Below are 15,182 nucleotides of genomic sequence, written 5' to 3'. Positions count from 1 at the left end.
CTAAAACGTGATTTTAATATACAATCTTTGATGCAATTGGTTTTGTTCCTCAAGTGCGTAAGTCCTACAGTTTTCATGGAGGACATTATGAGGATGTCCATGCAAAACAACAAAGAGCAAAATTTTCTGTAATAATTTCACAGGCACTGAGGCAACTGTGTCAAAAAAGGCAATAAATACCAAAGTTTTAGTCACCAGAACAGATTTTTTCATGCGTATTCGGTTACGTGAGAAATCGTGACAACTGCATCCATTTCCATAATATTTATTAAATATTTTGTTAAGTTGCAGGCTGAAATAGGGTGTCGACTTCATGTAAACAGGCCAAAATTGAAGCTGGTTTCTGATGCAAAATCGATAGCTTCTGGCAAGAAAGTTCCTTAACCGGCGTCTGATAAAAATATTTTAGTTTAAATGTATTGGCAGGCGGAGACCCATGAACACTTCAACATTTAGAGGCTGTCCAACAACTCATTTCAGGTAAAAACATCAAAAAACATCTAAAAGAGGCACTTTATGTTTTAAATTAAAAAGTACTATTTATTAGAAATTATGATTCTTAAAACTATTTACCTGGTTATCTTAATATTTATGATCCTGGGTGAAATCATATCGACATAATTGACTAATAATAATGAAATTTGCGGAAAAAATACACGATTCATTCTCATGGTTATCGGTTGCAGCTTGAATAGCTCATTATTTTTAGTCTTTATAAAATATGATTTAAAATTCATTCATAAAATTAGTTCCAGAGCTAAGTGTAAAAAGTGGTGATGTCCAATGAGTTATATAAGAAATGTTTATATAAAAAAGATTTGTCCTGTTTGTGGAAATGAATTTATTGTCTTAGAAACCATGGAGAAGAAAGCTGTTTACTGCACTCTTCACTGCCTCTCAATATCTGAATATGAGCAGAGTAATAGCGTTTCTCCTTTAATAGCTACATAATTCCGGTGGACTGTAGTAGCAGAACTGAAATCATAGTCTTATGAGCAAATATTCGAATTCAGACTAAAAAATAGGGAAATTCGATACAAACTTCAATTACCAGATTCCATTAAATTTATTTCTGTAAAGTTGTCTACTAAACAAGCTAGCATATAATAGTTATTATATTACTTACAGGCCGACTGTTAACGTACATCCAGGTCGGTCTATAAGTTTTTGCTGGCCGATAAGTAGAGATGGTATTCTGTCAACTGTGATCCCATATTTCAACTCTTTGATTTAGAAAGTATAAGCTCGAACGCTTTTGTCTATTTATTTTTGTTCTCTCCTGTGATGGATTCTTCTTTCTGACTTCTCTTCTCGCCCTGCAAAGGCTTTATATATTAGATATGCTATGTAAAGGCAAAGTACATGCAAGATGGAAGTTTCACGCACTTTAGTGCTTGAAATTATCTAATCAGATCAATGTGATGCTTAATGCTAATATCCTGGAAATTTCCGGGAGATAGGGTTTTCTGCCGTGCTTTACGGAAGATTTCCTGCATTGAAGATAAATCCAGTGAGAAAAGTCGGATCAACATGAGTGTTAAAGGGCCAATGCTTTGAAACGCCCGCTTTTGGCGTCCTGAGACGCCTAAAATCGCACGAAGCTGTTCAAGTTTTCGATGAGTTGCGGTTGCAGTCACTGAATAATGAAGTTTCAATTAGGGAACTGAATTTAAAATCAGGTTACCATATACTGAAGTTTCAAATCAGACTACTGAATGTTTCAAATCAGTGCCAGATGCCTGGATTAGGGTCTGCCAGGATCGTAAAATCGATCCTTTAAGAGTATGCTCCTGCTAGACAAGCTGGGAAGAGGATCGGATATTGCAGATGCCTGAAGGAATTAGGGTACCGGGAGCATAAAGCTCTGGTCTGCTCGAGGCATACGTGCCAGGCAGGTCTAAATACGTCCCTCCCCACCTGGTAGCGTTCGGGGAATCCAGTGTATTTTTTTCTTTTTCCACTCATGTTGGGCCGACCGGAGGGGCTGGCATTTTAATTGAAATTTACGGAGTAGAAATATGGCAAGCATACACCGACCAAAACGAGGTTCCCTCGCATATAGTCCACGCAAAAGGGCAAAGAGCCACATTCCACGGTTCAGAGCCTGGCCGGAGGCTACAGGTGAACCAAGGCTACAGGGTTTTGCAGGGTACAAGGTGGGCATGACCCACGTGATCATGGTTGATGACACAAAGAACAGCCTTACCCAGGGTATGGAAATCTCCGTACCTGTAACTGTCATCGAAACTCCCGCAATAAGGGTTGCAGCCATCCGGGCTTATGCAGAAGACACCACCGGAGAAAAGGCAATCGCTGAGGTATGGGCAACAGACCTTGATCCTGAACTCAAACGCAGGATCCCTATACCAAAAGGGGAGAACATGGCTGAAACCCTTGGGAATATCGGTAAAATGATAGAAGAAGGAAAGGTAAGCGATATTAAAGCAGTTACCTATACTCTGCCAAAGAGCCTTACTGGGGTCCCCAAAAAGACGCCCGATATCATGGAATCCGGAATTAGCGCCAGAGATCTCAACACCAAGTTCGAGTACGCAAAATCCATTCTCGGCACCCTTGTAAGCATAACCGATGTTTTCAAGACCGGAACACTTGTTGACACAGCTGCGATTACTATCGGAAAAGGTACTCAGGGCCCTGTCAAGCGCTGGGGCATCCAGCTTATGAAAGGCAAACACTCCAGGCAGGGCAGTCTCAGGCAGATTGGTACTCTTGGTGGCTTTGGTCTTCGCCGCGTCTCCTGGAGAGTCCCGCAGATGGGTCAAACAGGATATCACCAGAGAACCGAGTTCAACAAGCGCATCCTTAAGATTGGATCCGATGGAGAAGAAGTCACTCCAGAAGGCGGCTTTATGAATTATGGCTTTGTCCGTGGGGATTACGTGCTGATCAAAGGCAGTGTTCCCGGGCCTTCCAAGAGACTTATCAGACTCAGAGATCCGATCAGGGCAAAGAAAGCCGACCTTGGCGAACCGAATATCCTTCACATAAGCAGGGAATCCAAGCAGGGGTGAAGTGAAATGGCTACAGCAAAAACAATAGACCTTACAGGGAAGGTTGTCAGGGAGATTGAGCTTCCCGACGTGTTTGACGTGGATTACCGACCTGACCTGATTAAAAAGGCAGTGCTTGCGGCACAGGCAAACAGGCTTCAACCCTATGGTCCCCGTCTCTATGCAGGAATGGAAACTTCCGCAAGAGGCTGGGGTTCAGGGCGAGGCGCATCCCATATTCCAAGGCTCGTAAACAGCAGCAGAGCTGCAAGAGTCCCGCACGCAAGAGGCGGAAGAAGAGCCCACCCACCAAAACCGGAAGCTGACAGAAGCGAAAAAGTCAACACCAAAGAACGCCGCTATGCAATCCGCTCCGCAATCGCAGCAACCAGGGATCCGACCCTCGTAAGCCTGAGGGGCCATATCTTTGAAGCCGAGCTTCCAATTGTTACGGAAAACGCTCTTGAAGACCTGGATAAGACAAAGCAGGTAATAGAATTCCTGCAGGCTATCGGAGTCTACGAAGACGTGCTCAGGGCAAAATACGGAAGACACATCAGGGCAGGCCGCGGAAAGCTTAGAGGTAGAAAATACAAGCACAAAAAGAGTATCCTTATTGTTGCAGGAGAAAGTGCGCCTATCCTGAAGGCCGCAAGAAACCTCTCAGGAGTAGACGTTGCAACAGTGGATTCACTGAATGCCGAACTGCTCGCACCTGGTACTCACGCAGGGCGCCTTACTATCTGGACAGAATCCGCAGTTGAGAAACTGGAAGGTGCATTCCAATGAGCTCCATTAATTATCCTTTTGTTACTGAAAAAGCGATGATGCTGCTTGACGAAAACAAGCTCCAGTTTATCGTGGATACCAGGTCAAACAAAAAGCAGATCGTAGAAGATGTTGAAAAACTGTACGGGTTCAAGGTAAAGGCCGTGCGAACCATGACAACCATGAAGGGCACGAAAAAAGCAATCCTGACATTCGAAGATCCTGAATCTGCACACGAGATTGCAACCCGGATAGGACTAATGTGAGGTGTGATGTATGGGTAAAAGAATCATATCACAAAACAGGGGTAGAGGTACTCCGACCTACAGAGCTCCTTCTCACAAGTACAAGGCAGAACTGAGGCACCCCCGTGTTGACGAGAACACGTCGATTCAGGGGAAAGTCATTAATCTCGAGCACGACCCTGCTCGCTCAGCTCCGATAGCAAAAGTTGCCTTTGAAACTGGGGAAGAACTTCTCCTGCTTGCCTCAGAAGGAGTTGCAGTAGGGAGCACAATCGAGTGCGGAGACGATGCCGATGTCAGGCCAGGAAATATAGTTCCTATAGGAAAGGTGCCTGAAGGTTTCTTTATCTGCAATATCGAGTCAAAGCCAAATGACGGCGGCAGATTCGTGCGCTCCTCTGGTGTATACGCAACTGTCGTAACCCATGAACCTAACAGAACTGCAGTAGCAATGCCTTCAGGTAACATTAAATGGCTTAATCCGAAGTGCAGAGCAGTTGTCGGTATCGTTGCAGGCGGAGGCCGTGTGGACAGACCATGGCTCAAAGCCGGGAAAAAATACCACAAAATGAAAACAAGAGCTGCTAAGTATCCTAGGGTTTCAGGAGTTGCCATGAACCCACGTGACCACCCATTCGGTGGAGGTGCCTGGAAGCACCCGGGCAAGCCCACAACGGTTAGCAGAAACGCTCCGCCTGGAAGGAAGGTCGGACTGATTGCAGCTAGAAGGACCGGAATGAAGCGCTGATGAGGGGTGTTCGTTATGGTTAAAAAATCATCATCAAGATTACCAAAGAGAAAGGGTGAGTATACCTACCGCGGGAAAACCGTCTCAGAACTTCAGGAACTGAGTCTTGAAGAGTTTGCAGAACTCCTGCCTTCGAGAGAACGCAGGAGCATTAAACGCGGGTTTACTGAAGGGCAGAAAAAAGTCCTGCATGAGTTTAAGGAAGGAAAGAAGGTCAGGACTCATCACAGAGACCTGATCATCCTTCCGGAAATGATCGGACAGACTATTGAAATCCACAATGGGAAAGGTTTCGTGAGTGTGGACCTCCAGCCTGAAATGATCGGGCACCGTTTTGGAGAATTCGCACCCACAAGATCAAAAGTTTCACACGGCAGTGCCGGTGTGGGAGCAACCCGTTCAAGCAAGTTCGTGCCACTGAAATGAGGTGAGAGGGAATGGCAAGAATTAATTATTCAGTTAAAGGAGACCCTGAGACAACCTCTAAGGCTATGGGTTCTGAACTCCATATTTCCCCTAAAAAGTCCCGTGAAGTCTGCTGCAAAATTAAAGGCATGAAAGTTGCTGAAGCAAGAAAGTTTTTAGAAGATGTAGTTGCTTTAAAGCAGGCAGTTCCCTTCAAAAGACACCACGATGGAACTGGACACCGAAAAGGTCCAATGGCTGCAGGCAGGTACCCTGTTAACGCTTCAAAAGAAATCCTCAAGATTTTGAAGAATGCAGAAAGCAATGCCGAATACAAAGGCCTTGAACCCGCAAACATGTATATTATCCATGCTGCAATTCAACGCGGCAGGGTAATTCACGGGTTTATGCCGAGAGCCAGAGGACGGGCCACTCCCAAAGACACAGACACTGTAAATATTGAGATGATTCTTTCCGAGGTGCGCTAAATGGCAATAGAGAGAAAATTCGTAAATGATGGGTTTGTCAAAGCCTCCATGGACGAGTATTTCGCAGAACAGCTGAACAGAGCTGGATACGGCGGTATGGAGCTTAACAGGACCCCAATGGGCACCCAAATTGTTATCTATTCTGAAAAGCCTGGAATGGTAATAGGGAAAGCCGGGAAGGTCATCAGAAAGCTTACCAGGGACGTAGCAACCAAGTACAATCTTGAAAATCCGCAGATTGACGCTCAGGAAGTTAAGAAACCTGAACTTAACGCTCAGATGATGGCATCAAGGCTTGCAGCTTCAATTGAGAGAGGCTGGTATTTCAGGAAAGCCGGACACAACACCCTTCGGGCAGTCATGAATGCAGGCGCACTCGGCTGTGAAGTTGTCATTTCCGGTAAACTCACAGGTGCCAGGTCAAGAGTTGAAAAATTTATTGACGGGTACGTAAAGCATTCTGGACATCCTGTAGAAGAGGTCGTAGACGAAGGGTTTGCAGTAGCAGTCAAAAAGCTCGGGACCCTTGGTTGTAAAGTCAGGATCATTCAGCCGGACGTTGTCCTTCCTGACTCATATACTACTAGGGAACCAAGTGAGCCTGTAACTGAACCGGTTGAAAAGCCTGCAGAAAAACCTGCTGCAAAACCAGTTGAAAAACCTGCCGAAGTCCCTAAAAAGGAAAGCGTTGCAAAACCCAAAACTCCTGCAGCAGCACCTGCGAAACCAGTAGAAGTAGCTGAAGTTGCAGAACCTGAAGAAGCCGAGGAAGAACCTCAGGCTGAAGCAGCAGAAGACTTTGAAGAGGCTGAGATCATTCAGGTTGAAGGTTCGGAAGAACTTAGAAGACAGGTCAACGGAGTCTGGCAGCATAAACATGAGGGTTATGATTACTGGCATCCGATGGCAAGGGTTCACAAGGAGGCTAAGGAATAATGGCAATCCTCAGATCCAAAGAAATCCGGGATATGTCACTTGACGAAAGAGCTGACGAACTCGAGACCCTGAATAGTGAACTGGTCAGGGAACGTGCCCTTACTTCCGCAGGCGGAGCTCCTGAAAACCCGGGAAGAATCGGAGAAATCAGAAGAACGATTGCCCGGATAAAGACAATTCAGCATGAGCTAAATGAAATCTAAAGTGGAAATTCTACCTTCGACCCTTATCTACCATGAACTGATAGGGCTCGAAATTCAGGTGATTCGTTCCACTAATCCAGCATTGATAGGAATCCGCGGCCTGGTGATTGACGAAACGAAAAATATGTTAATCATAGAAAACTCAGGGTCGCGGGAACTGAAGATTCCAAAGGCGGATTCGGAATTTCTCTTCCGAATCCCTGCCGAGCTCTCAGAAAAAGGCCGCAGATCCGATACATTCGTTAAAATTCAGGGAAACCTGCTGCTCTCACAACCCGAAAATCGGATCAAGAACATTAAAAAGTTACGCAAATGGGGCTAAACTCATGGCAAAAGATATTGGATTGAACATACCGGCGCCATCAGAAGAATGTAATGATTCATACTGTCCCTTCCACGGAACACTTCCAGTAAGAGGTCAAATCCTTGTGGGCACCGTGGTCAGCAGCAAGATGGACAATACGGTAGTTATTGAAAGGCAATACATGAAATTGGTGCCGAAATACCAGAGATACGAGAAGAGACGCTCGAAGGTTCACGCACACAACCCACCCTGCATTTCAGCAAAAGTCGGGGATATCGTTACGATTGCAGAATGCAGACGTATAAGCAAAACAAAGTCCTATGTGGTAGTTAAAGCGGAGGTGCCCAAATGAAAGGCATACGCTCCAACATCCCAAGGGCTCTCAATGCAGGTGCCAAGGTTCCCTGTGTGGACAACACCGGAGCCAAGGTCGTTGAGATTATTTCTGTCAAGAAATACAGAGGGGTAAAGAACAGAATGCCCTGCGCAGGAATTGGGGACATGTGCGTCGTCTCAGTAAAAAAAGGCACACCAGAAATGAGAAAGCAGGTACTCCTTGCAGTAGTGGTTCGCCAGAAACAGGAGTTTCGCCGTCCGGATGGGCTGCATGTGTCCTTTGAGGACAATGCCATGGTAATCACGGATGAAGAAGGAATTCCAAAAGGCACGGACATAAAAGGTCCTATAGCAAGAGAAGTAGCTGAGAGGTACCCCAAGATCGGGACCACAGCATCTATCATTGTCTGAGGTGGCGAAAATGGTATCCAAACAGCCTAGAAAGCAGAGAAAGGCAAGATATAATGCGCCTCTGCACGTCAGACAGAAATTCATGGGCGCAAGGCTTAGTGAAGCACTCTCAAAGGAGTACGGCACAAGAAGCGCCGCAGTTATAGCGGGAGACACCGTGAAGGTCATGCGTGGAGATTATAAGGGCACTGAAGGAAAGGTCCAGGCCGTTTCGCTTCAGTACGGCACAATTTCTGTGGACGGAGTTATTTCCACCAAAGTGGATGGTACCGAAGTCTCAAGACCGATATACCCCTCCAATGTTATGATCACAAAACTGGAACTGAAGGACGGGCGCAGAGCATCAAGTATTAAGAAGTGAGGCAGGTGATTTTGTGACACACCAGAAAAGATTATCAATTCCAAGAAGCTGGAAGGCCGGAAAAAAAGGTTATAAGTGGGTCTCCACCACTCGCCCGGGGCCTCACAGTCAGGCACGCAGTCTTCCGCTCGGAATTATAATTCGTGATATTCTCAAGATTGTAGATAATAGCAGGGAAGGCAAAAAGATTCTCTCGGAAGGCAAAGTTCTTGTAGATGGGATTCCCAGAAAAGACCTCAGGTTCCCGGTTGGGCTTTTTGACGTAATTACACTCCCTCTCATAAATGAAACGTACAGGATGTTCCAGGACGAAAAGGGACGTCTGGTACTTCACAAGCTGGATGCAACAAACGTTAACAAATTGTGCAGGATCAACAACAAAACTACTCTCAAAGGAGGAAAGGTTCAGCTTAACCTGAATGACGGGACCAACATTCCGGGTTCTAACGAGTACGGTACAAAGGACTCTCTGATTCTCTCATTGCCTGACAAGCAGATAGTAAAGCACCTGCAGTTCAAGGTCGGCAATCTGGCAATGGTAGTAGGCGGCCAGCACTCTGGAGAAATCGGAAAGATCACTGAAATCAAGGAAGTTAAGAGTTCCAGACACAATACTGTCGCGATTTCAGGGGAAACCGATTTCGAAACAATTGAAGATTACGTTATTGTTATTGGCGAGGACAAGCCTGAGATCCGGCTCGGTGGTGAGGTAATTGAATAATGTTATGCGCACTCCCGTTGTTGAGAAGGTAATTGTCCACATGGGTGTTGGAGAAAGTGGCCAGCATCTAGTAAATGCCGAAGAAATCCTCAAGACTGTTACAGGGCAGGGAGTTGTCAGGTGCTTTGCCAAGAGGACCCTTCCGGCTTTCTCGATCAAAAAGAACGAGCCTATCGGCTGCAAAGTAACCCTGAGAGGCCAGAGAGCCCAGCAGTTTCTCGAGACCGCCCTTGGTATCGTTGATAAGACTCTTGTCAGGTCCCAGTTTGACTCCCTTGGAAACGTCTCTTTCGGAATTGAAGAACACACTGATTTTCCGGGCATGAGATATGACCCGAATATCGGGGTTTTCGGAATGGACGTAACAGTTGTTATCAAGCGCCCTGGAGAAAGAATCTGCAAGAGAAGGATTGCAACAAGGAAGATCCCGGCTAACCACAGAGTCACAGTTGAGGATGCCATTGCTTTCCTTAACGATAGCTATGGCGTGGAGGTCATGTAAATGGCGGAGACTATAAATAAGTCCGGAAAAGGAGTAAACGTGTGCAAGCGGTGTGGAAGAAAGCAGGGACTTGTCCGCAAATATGATATTTACCTCTGCAGGCACTGTTTCAGGGAAATTGCCCACGATATGGGTTTTGAGAAGTATTCATAAGGTGATTAAAATGGTATTACTTGATCCTCTTGCAAACGCCCTTTCCACAATTAAAAATGCCGAAGTTATTGGGAAAAGTTCCTGTATTATCAGGCCTGCCTCAAAAAACATTGGCAACGTGTTGAAGGTTATGCAAGATCTCGGCTACATTGGAGAATTCGAGTTTATCGATGATGGAAAAGCCGGAATCTACAGTGTAACCCTTGTGGGAAGAGTCAACAAATGCGGTGCAATCAAGCCGCGGTATTCCGTAGGAACTGGCAGCTTTGAACGCTGGGAAAAGCAGTTCCTGCCGGCAAAGAACTTTGGCGCCCTTATAATAACTACTTCAAGCGGAGTTATGTCCCAGTACGAAGCCCGTGAGAAGAAGATTGGTGGGCAACTTCTTGCTTATGTGTACTGATGGAGGAAACAGGAAATGGTTAAGGAAATTGCAAGAAAAATAGAGATTCCTGAAGGAATTTCCGTTTCTATCTCTCAGGATGTGTTTACAGCCAGTGGCCCTCTGGGGACTGTAGAAAGAAAACTATGGTATCCTGGAATCAAGATCTACGTCAGGGACGGCGAAGTAGAGGTAGATGCAGAATCTTCCAGGAAAGAACAGAAAGCCATGGTAGGCACTTTTACTTCCCACATCAAAAACCTTGTAAAAGGCGTAAATGAGGGTTTTGAGTGCAAGATGACTATTCTGTACGCTCACTTCCCTATGCAGGTAAAAGTTGATGGTAAGACCCTCATAATAGGAAACTTCCTTGGAGAAAAAAAGCCAAGAGTTGCAAAAATTCTTGGTGAGACAAAGGTTAAGGTTTCTGGAAATGAGGTGACTGTTTCCGGAATCAACAAGGAAGATGTCGGGCAGACTGCCGCAAATATTGAACAGAAGACCAAGATCAAGAGATTCGACCCAAGGATTTTCCAGGACGGAATCTACATTGTGCAGAAGCCCTGAGGTGGTTGTGATGGCAGAAGAATTCAAATCAGAAAGTACTTCAGTTTCCACCCTTGATATGGACTCTGAATCCAGGCGATTATTCAATGTGAGAAAAGTCCAGAAGGGAAAGAAGCCCCAGTTTAAAAGAGCAGCCTGTCATAAATTTAAGAGGCTTGACAGCAACTGGAGGCGTCCGAGAGGTTCTCAGGGTAAACAGCGTCGAAAGTATGTCTCAAAAGGTGCCCATGCCCAGGTAGGGTACGGAAGTCCTGCTGCAGTAAAAGGATTGCACCCTTCCGGTTATTCTGATGTGCTTGTTTCCAGCGTTGCTGAGCTTGAGCTCGTTGATCCTTCTTATGAAGCTATCAGGATAGCATCGACAGTAGGCTCAAGAAAGAAAGCTGTTATTATCACAAAAGCTGGAGAACTCGGTATTAAAGTACTGAACCCTGGAAGGAGTGAATAAAAATGTCAGATCTGGCCAATCAAAGAAGGTTAGCCTCCAAGATTCTCGAATGCGGACTTGACAGGGTATGGCTTAATCCGGAAGCCTCCGAAGAGATCGCATCGGCAATTACCAGGGAAGATATTCGCGGGCTCATTGAGAAAGGCACTATTAAAGCCAAGCCGATCAAAGGAGTCAGCAGAGGCCGAGCCAGAGCTCTTGCTGCCAAGCGCAAGTATGGGCACTGCAAAGGTCAAGGTTCAAGAAAAGGTAAGAAAGGAGCCCGCACTCCTAAGAAGGAGCAGTGGATCAAAAAGATCAGGGCTCTTAGAAGAAGGCTCAAGGAACTGCGTGCAGATGGAACACTTGATAAATCCGTGTACTGCAGACTTTACAGAAAAGCAAAAGGCGGCGAATACAGAAGCGTTTCCCACCTGAACTCCCACCTTGGGTCTGAAAAACTGTTAAAGAAATAACCTGGAGGAGCTAAATATGGCAACAGGACCAAGATATAAGGTTCCTTTTAGACGAAGAAGAGAAGGACGCACTAATTACCACCTGCGACTCAAGTTACTGCTCTCAAGGCAGGACCGTGTGGTTGTCAGGAAGAGTGCAAGAAATGTTCAAATCCAGTTAATAGCTCCGACCCCAGAGGGGGATATAACTTATTCCTCAGCCGCTTCGAGTGAGCTTGCTAAGTACGGTTATACAGGGTCTACCGGAAACACAACGGCTGCATACCTTACAGGGCTCCTTTTCGGGCTTAAAAGCTTGAATAAGGGATATGAAGGAGGAATTCTGGATATAGGACTTCAGGCTTCCTCTGCAGGTTCCAGAGTCTATGCTGCGCTTAAAGGCATAGTAGACTCGGGTTTTGAAGTCCCCTGCAGCCCTGAAGTTTTCCCTTCGGAAGAGAGAATCCGGGGAGAGCACATTGCTGAATATAGAGAAGAGAGCTCAGACCTGCCAGAGCAGTTTGAAGCAACCAAAGAGAAAATCTTTGCTGAATTTAGTTAAGGTGATTAAATGGCATTCGATGAAGATTGGGTTCCAAAAACCAGGCTTGGAAAATTAGTCATGGAAGGACAGGTTGCTTCCATGGAAGAAGCAATCAAATCAGGCCTGCCTATCAGGGAGCCTCAGATAATTGATATGCTGCTTCCTGACCTGGAAGACGAGGTGCTCGATATTAACATGGTCCAGAGGATGACTGACTCCGGACGCCGTGTGAAATTCAGAGCAACCGTAATCGTAGGGAACAGAAATGGCTATGTAGGGCTCGGGCAGGCAAAGGATGTGCAGGTAGGGCCTGCTATCCGTAAAGCGATTGATGCTGCAAAGCTCGAGATCTCCTATATCCGCAGAGGTTGCGGTTCATGGGAATGCGCCTGCGGTCTGCCTCACACCGTTCCTTATGAAGTAACCGGAAAGGCAGGCAGTGTAAGCGTAACTCTTATTCCGGCACCAAGAGGCCTTGGAATCGCTGCAGGAAATACTGCAACTAAAGTGCTGGAAAAAGCCGGAATTAAAGACGTATGGACCAAGACCTTCGGTACTACCCGGTCTACTCTTAACTTCGCAAAGGCAACCTTTGACGCCCTCAACCAGGTGAATGTTATGAGGCTGCCAGTCTACTGTAAGGAGGATGCCTGATATGTATGCCATTGTTAGGTTGAGAGGTCAGGTTAATGTCCGGTACACGATTGAAGATACAATGAAGATGCTTCGTCTGCACAAGGTTAACCATTGTGTGTTTGTGCCCGAGAATCCTCATTTCAAAGGTATGGTCCAGAAGGTGAAGGACTACGTTGCCTTTGGGGAAATTGATGCAAAGACTTTTGCAGAGATCCTCGAAAACCGTGGAAGACTCGAAGGCAATACTCGCCTGACTGAGGAATACATCCGGGAAAACACAGCCTATGATTCAATTCAGGCTTTTGCCGAAGCTGTTGTTGAAGGAGAAGCTACCCTTAAGGACGTTCCAAAACTGAAGCCCGTTTTCAGGCTTCACCCTCCAAGAAAAGGACATGCAGGGATTAAAAGAACCGTAAAGCAGGGCGGCGAACTCGGAGACCACGGCGATGGTATCAATGCACTCCTGCACAAAATGAGATAAGGTGGTTTGAATGGATACAAAGAAGTTCAGAGGATCCAGGACCTGCGGAGGCGGGACTCATAAAAACAGGCGTGGAGCCGGAAACCGCGGAGGCCGTGGAAAAGCCGGAGGCTGTAAGCACCACTTTGTAAGAGCTATGCTCAGGGGATACAGCTACGGAAAGCATGGTTTCAAGCTCCCTGCTGAGATTTCCAGGGATGTTTCCATAGTAAATGTGGGAGAACTTGACGAACTTGCTCCTTACCTTGTTGAGGAAGGGCTTGCAGAAATCAAAGATGGTGCGTACCACATTAACCTTGAAAACCTCGAAATCGAAAAAGTACTCGGAAGCGGACGTGTTACGAAGAACCTTGTGGTCACTTCTGAAGGATTCTCCGCATCTGCCCGCGAAAAAATTGAAGCCGCTGGCGGAAGTTGCATCGATGCCGAATAAGTAATGTCACCTGGCATTACTTATTTTAATTCTTTTGGTAACTTTTTCATATTAGATGTACTATACTTACCAATGTCTTACGGTAAAACGTGATCTAACATTTTAAATATTATAATAAACTATATTTTGAATGGTGTAATCGATGACTCTCAGGGATACGTTAGAACCGTTTTTTAACAAGTTACCTGCAGTAGCAAGTCCGGAAAAACACGTCCATTTTAAGGATAAGCTCTGGTGGACTCTGGGAGTCCTTTTGCTGTACTTTGCTCTGGCAAATGTACCGCTTTTTGGGATGTCCCAGGACTCGGTTGACCTTTTTGAATCTTATCGTGCCTTCTTTGCAGGCGCGTCGGGATCTTTAATTCTCCTAGGTATCGGGCCTATTGTAACGGCTTCGATTGTCCTGCAACTTCTTGTTGGAGCAGATATCATTAAATTGGACCTGTCAGATCCCAAAGATCAGGCATTCTTTCAGGGAGCTCAGAAGTTCCTTGTGTTTGTCATGATCATACTGGAAGCTCTGCCGCAGCTACTTGGTGGATATATCCAGCCGGATACAGGACTTGCTTCTGCTCTAGGTGTAGGCCTGGGAGTAATCACCTTCCTGCTTCTTATCCAGATCTTTATTGGAGGCGCGCTGATCCTTTTCATGGATGAAGTGGTTTCCAAGTGGGGCATCGGGTCAGGAGTCGGACTTTTCATTGTTGCGGGAATCTCCCAGCAGATTGTTACAGGGATCTTTAACTGGCAGTATGATTCTTCCGGGCTCCCGGTCGGGCTGATTCCAAAATGGATTTATATCGCCCAGAACGTCGGAGCAGATTACCTCTTCTCAGGTGAGGGTGTAGTGTTCATGCTGGTCAGAGGAGGAATTCTTGCACTGCTAAGCACAGTTGTTATCTTCTTACTTGTGGTATACGTGGAAAGTACAAGAATCGAAATCCCTCTCGCCCATAGTGCGGTTAGAGGAGCTAGGGGCCGTTTTCCTGTTAAGTTAATATATGCATCAGTCTTACCGATGATTCTTGTCAGAGCTCTTCAGGCTAATATCCAGATGATTGGAATTATTCTTGCCAGTCGTGGAATCACTTTCCTTGGAGAGTTCCATGGATCTACGCCTCTAAACGGGATTATGTATTACCTTGCTCCAATAAACAGTCCTTACGATTGGATTCCATCTCTTGTGAAAGATTCCTTTTCAAGTTATGGGGCGGCTACACCTGCAAACTGGCAGATTGTACTTCACGTCTTTACAGATGCTACTATGCTTATCGCAGGTGGAATCATCTTTGCACTTTTCTGGATAGAAACAACTGGTATGGGAGCTAAACCCACTGCCCAGAAGATTTTCAATTCAGGTATGCAGATTCCGGGTTTCAGGAGGAATATTAGCAGTATTGAAAAAGTTACCCAGCGCTATATCCCAAAAGTTACCGTAATAGGTGGAGCTTTCATAGGGATTCTTACGTTGATTGCAAGCTTGCTCGGTACTCTTGGAAGTACAAGTGGTACCGGACTTTTGCTGGCTGTCAGTATCGTATATCGTCTCTATGAGGACATAGCTTCCGAGCAGATGATGGAAATGCACCCAATGATCCGCTCCTTCTTTGGGGAACAGTAAGAGGTTCTTTTTGAGCTGTTATAAGGACTCGAATAAGAGAGATG

26 protein-coding genes are annotated in these 15,182 nt (G+C 45.8%); 25 read left to right on the top strand and 1 reads right to left on the bottom strand.

Going from position 1 to position 15,182, the window contains the following annotated elements; all coding sequences use genetic code 11:
* The first annotated feature begins 783 nt into the window (after positions 1 to 783).
* A complete protein-coding gene (locus MSKOL_RS20640) occupies positions 784 to 951 on the top strand; it encodes a hypothetical protein (RefSeq protein WP_197078830.1) in 168 nt (55 codons plus the stop codon).
* 842 nt (positions 952 to 1,793) lie between these two features.
* Here MSKOL_RS20640 and MSKOL_RS19790 read toward each other — a convergent pair.
* Positions 1,794 to 1,961: a hypothetical protein gene (locus MSKOL_RS19790; RefSeq protein ID WP_156150964.1), complete on the bottom strand. Its 168-nt coding sequence runs from the start codon at positions 1,959 to 1,961 to the stop codon at positions 1,794 to 1,796.
* 57 nt (positions 1,962 to 2,018) lie between these two features.
* Here MSKOL_RS19790 and rpl3p point away from each other — a divergent pair, with 57 nt between their 5' ends.
* From rpl3p to secY, 24 genes are all read left to right on the top strand, one after another.
* Entirely contained in the window at positions 2,019 to 3,032 is a 1,014-nt protein-coding gene (rpl3p, locus tag MSKOL_RS04620; protein ID WP_048118683.1) for a 50S ribosomal protein L3, read from the top strand.
* Positions 3,033 to 3,038: 6 nt separating this feature from the next.
* Positions 3,039 to 3,800, top strand: a complete 762-nt coding sequence (gene rpl4p, locus MSKOL_RS04615; protein WP_048118681.1) for a 50S ribosomal protein L4 — start codon at positions 3,039 to 3,041, stop codon at positions 3,798 to 3,800.
* A complete protein-coding gene (locus MSKOL_RS04610; protein WP_048118677.1) occupies positions 3,797 to 4,045 on the top strand; it encodes a 50S ribosomal protein L23 in 249 nt (82 codons plus the stop codon). Before rpl4p ends, MSKOL_RS04610 begins: the two co-directional genes overlap by 4 nt.
* A gap of 10 nt (positions 4,046 to 4,055) precedes the next feature.
* Positions 4,056 to 4,772 (top strand): 50S ribosomal protein L2, encoded by a 717-nt coding sequence (locus MSKOL_RS04605; protein ID WP_048118674.1) that lies wholly within the window; start codon positions 4,056 to 4,058, stop codon positions 4,770 to 4,772.
* A 15-nt stretch (positions 4,773 to 4,787) separates the two neighbouring features.
* Positions 4,788 to 5,198, top strand: coding sequence for a 30S ribosomal protein S19 (locus MSKOL_RS04600; protein WP_048118671.1), 411 nt, complete (start codon positions 4,788 to 4,790; stop codon positions 5,196 to 5,198).
* A gap of 11 nt (positions 5,199 to 5,209) precedes the next feature.
* Positions 5,210 to 5,665, top strand: coding sequence for a 50S ribosomal protein L22 (locus tag MSKOL_RS04595; protein ID WP_048118668.1), 456 nt, complete (start codon positions 5,210 to 5,212; stop codon positions 5,663 to 5,665).
* Complete coding sequence (locus tag MSKOL_RS04590) at positions 5,666 to 6,601, top strand: 30S ribosomal protein S3 (RefSeq protein ID WP_048118665.1); 936 nt, start codon at positions 5,666 to 5,668, stop codon at positions 6,599 to 6,601.
* Positions 6,601 to 6,804: a 50S ribosomal protein L29 gene (rpmC, locus tag MSKOL_RS04585; protein WP_048118662.1), complete on the top strand. Its 204-nt coding sequence runs from the start codon at positions 6,601 to 6,603 to the stop codon at positions 6,802 to 6,804. Before MSKOL_RS04590 ends, rpmC begins: the two co-directional genes overlap by 1 nt.
* On the top strand, positions 6,794 to 7,126 hold the full coding sequence (rnp1, locus tag MSKOL_RS04580) for a ribonuclease P protein component 1 (protein WP_048118658.1): 333 nt from the start codon (positions 6,794 to 6,796) through the stop codon (positions 7,124 to 7,126). The genes rpmC and rnp1 overlap by 11 nt, the downstream gene beginning before the upstream one ends.
* Positions 7,127 to 7,130: 4 nt before the next feature.
* Entirely contained in the window at positions 7,131 to 7,460 is a 330-nt protein-coding gene (locus MSKOL_RS04575) for a 30S ribosomal protein S17 (protein WP_048118655.1), read from the top strand.
* Positions 7,457 to 7,855 carry a 50S ribosomal protein L14 gene (gene rpl14p, locus MSKOL_RS04570; RefSeq protein ID WP_048118652.1) on the top strand — a complete coding sequence of 133 codons (399 nt, stop codon included), beginning with the start codon at positions 7,457 to 7,459 and terminating at the stop codon, positions 7,853 to 7,855. Before MSKOL_RS04575 ends, rpl14p begins: the two co-directional genes overlap by 4 nt.
* Positions 7,856 to 7,865: 10 nt before the next feature.
* Positions 7,866 to 8,216 carry a 50S ribosomal protein L24 gene (gene rplX, locus MSKOL_RS04565; protein ID WP_048118649.1) on the top strand — a complete coding sequence of 117 codons (351 nt, stop codon included), beginning with the start codon at positions 7,866 to 7,868 and terminating at the stop codon, positions 8,214 to 8,216.
* 13 nt (positions 8,217 to 8,229) lie between these two features.
* Positions 8,230 to 8,937 (top strand): 30S ribosomal protein S4e, encoded by a 708-nt coding sequence (locus tag MSKOL_RS04560; RefSeq protein WP_048118646.1) that lies wholly within the window; start codon positions 8,230 to 8,232, stop codon positions 8,935 to 8,937.
* Positions 8,938 to 8,941: 4 nt separating this feature from the next.
* Positions 8,942 to 9,439: a 50S ribosomal protein L5 gene (locus MSKOL_RS04555; protein WP_048123703.1), complete on the top strand. Its 498-nt coding sequence runs from the start codon at positions 8,942 to 8,944 to the stop codon at positions 9,437 to 9,439.
* Positions 9,440 to 9,592, top strand: a complete 153-nt coding sequence (locus tag MSKOL_RS04550; protein WP_048118645.1) for a 30S ribosomal protein S14 — start codon at positions 9,440 to 9,442, stop codon at positions 9,590 to 9,592.
* 10 nt (positions 9,593 to 9,602) lie between these two features.
* Positions 9,603 to 9,995, top strand: a complete 393-nt coding sequence (locus tag MSKOL_RS04545) for a 30S ribosomal protein S8 (protein ID WP_048118642.1) — start codon at positions 9,603 to 9,605, stop codon at positions 9,993 to 9,995.
* A 15-nt stretch (positions 9,996 to 10,010) separates the two neighbouring features.
* Positions 10,011 to 10,541 (top strand): 50S ribosomal protein L6, encoded by a 531-nt coding sequence (locus MSKOL_RS04540; protein ID WP_048153967.1) that lies wholly within the window; start codon positions 10,011 to 10,013, stop codon positions 10,539 to 10,541.
* A 10-nt stretch (positions 10,542 to 10,551) separates the two neighbouring features.
* Positions 10,552 to 10,989 carry a 50S ribosomal protein L32e gene (locus MSKOL_RS04535; RefSeq protein ID WP_048123702.1) on the top strand — a complete coding sequence of 146 codons (438 nt, stop codon included), beginning with the start codon at positions 10,552 to 10,554 and terminating at the stop codon, positions 10,987 to 10,989.
* 2 nt (positions 10,990 to 10,991) lie between these two features.
* Positions 10,992 to 11,444 carry a 50S ribosomal protein L19e gene (locus MSKOL_RS04530; RefSeq protein WP_048118636.1) on the top strand — a complete coding sequence of 151 codons (453 nt, stop codon included), beginning with the start codon at positions 10,992 to 10,994 and terminating at the stop codon, positions 11,442 to 11,444.
* Between the two features lie 16 nt (positions 11,445 to 11,460).
* The gene (locus tag MSKOL_RS04525; RefSeq protein WP_048118633.1) at positions 11,461 to 11,985 is read left to right on the top strand and encodes a 50S ribosomal protein L18; all 525 of its coding nucleotides are present in this window, start codon (positions 11,461 to 11,463) and stop codon (positions 11,983 to 11,985) included.
* Positions 11,986 to 11,994: 9 nt separating this feature from the next.
* Entirely contained in the window at positions 11,995 to 12,621 is a 627-nt protein-coding gene (locus MSKOL_RS04520; RefSeq protein WP_048118629.1) for a 30S ribosomal protein S5, read from the top strand.
* Between the two features lies 1 nt (position 12,622).
* Positions 12,623 to 13,084, top strand: coding sequence for a 50S ribosomal protein L30 (locus tag MSKOL_RS04515; RefSeq protein ID WP_048118626.1), 462 nt, complete (start codon positions 12,623 to 12,625; stop codon positions 13,082 to 13,084).
* 10 nt (positions 13,085 to 13,094) lie between these two features.
* A complete protein-coding gene (locus MSKOL_RS04510) occupies positions 13,095 to 13,517 on the top strand; it encodes an uL15m family ribosomal protein (protein WP_048118622.1) in 423 nt (140 codons plus the stop codon).
* Between the two features lie 142 nt (positions 13,518 to 13,659).
* Positions 13,660 to 15,138 carry a preprotein translocase subunit SecY gene (secY, locus tag MSKOL_RS04505; RefSeq protein WP_048153964.1) on the top strand — a complete coding sequence of 493 codons (1,479 nt, stop codon included), beginning with the start codon at positions 13,660 to 13,662 and terminating at the stop codon, positions 15,136 to 15,138.
* Positions 15,139 to 15,182 lie beyond the last annotated feature (44 nt).

The organism is Methanosarcina sp. Kolksee (genome assembly GCF_000969945.1).
In the GTDB taxonomy this organism is placed as follows: domain Archaea; phylum Halobacteriota; class Methanosarcinia; order Methanosarcinales; family Methanosarcinaceae; genus Methanosarcina; species Methanosarcina vacuolata.
Note: the sequence above shows the minus strand (reverse complement) of the source record. Positions and strands in the feature narration are given on the sequence as shown.

What these genes read in the sequence shown, in the direction of transcription:
- MSKOL_RS20640 (WP_197078830.1), top strand. Translation starts at nt 784, where the DNA reads ATGAGTTATATAAGAAATGTTTATATAAAAAAGATTTGTCCTGTTTGT.
- rpl3p (WP_048118683.1), top strand. Translation starts at nt 2,019, where the DNA reads ATGGCAAGCATACACCGACCAAAACGAGGTTCCCTCGCATATAGTCCA.
- rpl4p (WP_048118681.1), top strand. Translation starts at nt 3,039, where the DNA reads ATGGCTACAGCAAAAACAATAGACCTTACAGGGAAGGTTGTCAGGGAG.
- MSKOL_RS04610 (WP_048118677.1), top strand. Translation starts at nt 3,797, where the DNA reads ATGAGCTCCATTAATTATCCTTTTGTTACTGAAAAAGCGATGATGCTG.
- MSKOL_RS04605 (WP_048118674.1), top strand. Translation starts at nt 4,056, where the DNA reads ATGGGTAAAAGAATCATATCACAAAACAGGGGTAGAGGTACTCCGACC.
- MSKOL_RS04600 (WP_048118671.1), top strand. Translation starts at nt 4,788, where the DNA reads ATGGTTAAAAAATCATCATCAAGATTACCAAAGAGAAAGGGTGAGTAT.
- MSKOL_RS04595 (WP_048118668.1), top strand. Translation starts at nt 5,210, where the DNA reads ATGGCAAGAATTAATTATTCAGTTAAAGGAGACCCTGAGACAACCTCT.
- MSKOL_RS04590 (WP_048118665.1), top strand. Translation starts at nt 5,666, where the DNA reads ATGGCAATAGAGAGAAAATTCGTAAATGATGGGTTTGTCAAAGCCTCC.
- rpmC (WP_048118662.1), top strand. Translation starts at nt 6,601, where the DNA reads ATGGCAATCCTCAGATCCAAAGAAATCCGGGATATGTCACTTGACGAA.
- rnp1 (WP_048118658.1), top strand. Translation starts at nt 6,794, where the DNA reads ATGAAATCTAAAGTGGAAATTCTACCTTCGACCCTTATCTACCATGAA.
- MSKOL_RS04575 (WP_048118655.1), top strand. Translation starts at nt 7,131, where the DNA reads ATGGCAAAAGATATTGGATTGAACATACCGGCGCCATCAGAAGAATGT.
- rpl14p (WP_048118652.1), top strand. Translation starts at nt 7,457, where the DNA reads ATGAAAGGCATACGCTCCAACATCCCAAGGGCTCTCAATGCAGGTGCC.
- rplX (WP_048118649.1), top strand. Translation starts at nt 7,866, where the DNA reads ATGGTATCCAAACAGCCTAGAAAGCAGAGAAAGGCAAGATATAATGCG.
- MSKOL_RS04555 (WP_048123703.1), top strand. Translation starts at nt 8,942, where the DNA reads ATGCGCACTCCCGTTGTTGAGAAGGTAATTGTCCACATGGGTGTTGGA.
- MSKOL_RS04550 (WP_048118645.1), top strand. Translation starts at nt 9,440, where the DNA reads ATGGCGGAGACTATAAATAAGTCCGGAAAAGGAGTAAACGTGTGCAAG.
- MSKOL_RS04545 (WP_048118642.1), top strand. Translation starts at nt 9,603, where the DNA reads ATGGTATTACTTGATCCTCTTGCAAACGCCCTTTCCACAATTAAAAAT.
- MSKOL_RS04540 (WP_048153967.1), top strand. Translation starts at nt 10,011, where the DNA reads ATGGTTAAGGAAATTGCAAGAAAAATAGAGATTCCTGAAGGAATTTCC.
- MSKOL_RS04535 (WP_048123702.1), top strand. Translation starts at nt 10,552, where the DNA reads ATGGCAGAAGAATTCAAATCAGAAAGTACTTCAGTTTCCACCCTTGAT.
- MSKOL_RS04530 (WP_048118636.1), top strand. Translation starts at nt 10,992, where the DNA reads ATGTCAGATCTGGCCAATCAAAGAAGGTTAGCCTCCAAGATTCTCGAA.
- MSKOL_RS04525 (WP_048118633.1), top strand. Translation starts at nt 11,461, where the DNA reads ATGGCAACAGGACCAAGATATAAGGTTCCTTTTAGACGAAGAAGAGAA.
- MSKOL_RS04520 (WP_048118629.1), top strand. Translation starts at nt 11,995, where the DNA reads ATGGCATTCGATGAAGATTGGGTTCCAAAAACCAGGCTTGGAAAATTA.
- MSKOL_RS04515 (WP_048118626.1), top strand. Translation starts at nt 12,623, where the DNA reads ATGTATGCCATTGTTAGGTTGAGAGGTCAGGTTAATGTCCGGTACACG.
- MSKOL_RS04510 (WP_048118622.1), top strand. Translation starts at nt 13,095, where the DNA reads ATGGATACAAAGAAGTTCAGAGGATCCAGGACCTGCGGAGGCGGGACT.
- secY (WP_048153964.1), top strand. Translation starts at nt 13,660, where the DNA reads ATGACTCTCAGGGATACGTTAGAACCGTTTTTTAACAAGTTACCTGCA.